This window comes from Paenibacillus sp. RU5M (genome assembly GCF_900221055.1).
GTDB classification, from domain to species: Bacteria; Bacillota; Bacilli; order Paenibacillales; family Paenibacillaceae; genus Paenibacillus; species Paenibacillus marchantiae.
The window spans coordinates 1-2,532 of record NZ_OBQM01000027.1; the positions used below are offsets into that span (position 1 = coordinate 1).

A 2,532-nucleotide genomic window follows, 5' to 3' on the forward strand; every position below is an offset into this window, starting at 1 on the left:
TGCATATTGGATAAGCCCTCGACCGATTAGTACTGGTCAGCTCCATGCATTGCTGCACTTCCACCCCCAGCCTATCTACCTCGTCGTCTTCAAGGGGTCTTACATACTGGGAAATCTCATCTTGAGGGGGGCTTCACGCTTAGATGCTTTCAGCGCTTATCCCTTCCGTACATAGCTACCCAGCGGTGCTCCTGGCGGAACAACTGGTACACCAGCGGTACGTCCATCCCGGTCCTCTCGTACTAAGGACAGCTCCTCTCAAATTTCCTACGCCCACGACAGATAGGGACCGAACTGTCTCACGACGTTCTGAACCCAGCTCGCGTACCGCTTTAATGGGCGAACAGCCCAACCCTTGGGACCTACTTCAGCCCCAGGATGCGATGAGCCGACATCGAGGTGCCAAACCTCCCCGTCGATGTGGACTCTTGGGGGAGATAAGCCTGTTATCCCCAGGGTAGCTTTTATCCGTTGAGCGATGGCCCTTCCATGCGGTACCACCGGATCACTAAGCCCGACTTTCGTCCCTGCTCGACTTGTAGGTCTCGCAGTCAAGCTCCCTTATGCCTTTGCACTCTTCGAATGATTTCCAACCATTCTGAGGGAACCTTTGGGCGCCTCCGTTACTCTTTAGGAGGCGACCGCCCCAGTCAAACTGCCCACCTGACACTGTCCCCGCACCGGATTACGGTACCAGGTTAGAACCTAGATACGATCAGGGTGGTATCCCAACGGTGCCTCCACGCAAGCTGGCGCTCACGTTTCAAAGGCTCCCACCTATCCTGTACAGATCGTACCCAAATTCAATATCAAGCTGCAGTAAAGCTCCATGGGGTCTTTCCGTCTTGTCGCGGGTAACCTGCATCTTCACAGGTATTAAAATTTCACCGGATCTCTCGTTGAGACAGCGCCCAAGTCGTTACGCCATTCGTGCGGGTCAGAATTTACCTGACAAGGAATTTCGCTACCTTAGGACCGTTATAGTTACGGCCGCCGTTTACTGGGGCTTCGGTTCACAGCTTCGGATTGCTCCTAACCGCTCCCCTTAACCTTCCAGCACCGGGCAGGCGTCAGCCCGTATACTTCGCCTTACGGCTTCGCACAGACCTGTGTTTTTGCTAAACAGTCGCTTGGGCCTTTTCACTGCGGCCCCCTCGTGCTATTCACACTACCGGGGCACCCCTTCTCCCGAAGTTACGGGGTCATTTTGCCGAGTTCCTTAACGAGAGTTCTTCCGCGCGCCTTAGAATTCTCTTCTCGCCTACCTGTGTCGGTTTGCGGTACGGGCACCATCACCTGGCTAGAGGCTTTTCTTGGCAGTGTGAGATCATGACCTTCGCTACTATAATTTTCGCTCCCCATCACAGCCCAGCCTTAACGATGTGCGGATTTGCCTACACATCAGCCTCACTGCTTAGACGGACATCCATCAGTCCGCGTCACTACCCTGCTGCGTCCCCCCATTGCTCATAACGGCTTACGGTGGTACAGGAATTTCGACCTGTTGTCCTTCGACTACGCCTTTCGGCCTCGCCTTAGGTCCCGACTTACCCTGAGCGGACGAGCCTTCCTCAGGAACCCTTAGGCTTTCGGCGGATCAGATTCTCACTGATCTTTTCGTTACTCATACCGGCATTCTCACTTGTATAATGTCCAGCGCTCCTTACGGTACACCTTCAACCCTTATACAACGCTCCCCTACCCCTGATGCAAAGCATCAAGCCATAGCTTCGGTGGTGTGTTTAGCCCCGTTACATTTTCGGCGCAGAGTCACTCGACCAGTGAGCTATTACGCACTCTTTCAATGGTGGCTGCTTCTAAGCCAACATCCTGGTTGTCTGTGCAACTCCACATCCTTTCCCACTTAACACACACTTGGGGACCTTAGCTGATGGTCTGGGCTGTTTCCCTTTTGACAATGGATCTTAGCACTCACTGTCTGACTCCCGGAAGTAAGTCTATGGCATTCGGAGTTTGACTGAGCTTGGTAACCCTTGCGGGCCCCGCACCCAATCAGTGCTCTACCTCCACGACTCTGTTTTCCGAGGCTAGCCCTAAAGCTATTTCGGGGAGAACCAGCTATCTCCGAGTTCGATTGGAATTTCTCCGCTACCCCCACCTCATCCCCGCATTTTTCAACATGCGTGGGTTCGGGCCTCCAGTGCGTGTTACCGCACCTTCACCCTGGACAGGGGTAGATCACCCGGTTTCGGGTCTACGTCCACGTACTAAGTCGCCCTATTCAGACTCGCTTTCGCTGCGGCTCCGGCTCTTCACCTTAACCTTGCACGGGAACGTAACTCGCCGGTTCATTCTACAAAAGGCACGCCATCACCCCTAAAACGGGCTCTGACTTTTTGTAAGCACACGGTTTCAGGTTCTATTTCACTCCCCTTCCGGGGTGCTTTTCACCTTTCCCTCACGGTACTGCTTCACTATCGGTCGCTAGGAAGTATTTAGCCTTGGCAGATGGTCCTGCCGGATTCATACGGGGTTTCACGTGCCCCGCACTACTCGGGATACATCTCGGAG

1 rRNA gene is annotated in these 2,532 nt (G+C 54.0%); it reads right to left on the minus strand.

Going from position 1 to position 2,532, the window contains the following annotated elements:
• Positions 1–6 precede the first annotated feature (6 nt).
• Positions 7–2,532, minus strand: a 23S ribosomal RNA gene (locus CRO25_RS32895); the annotation flags it as partial.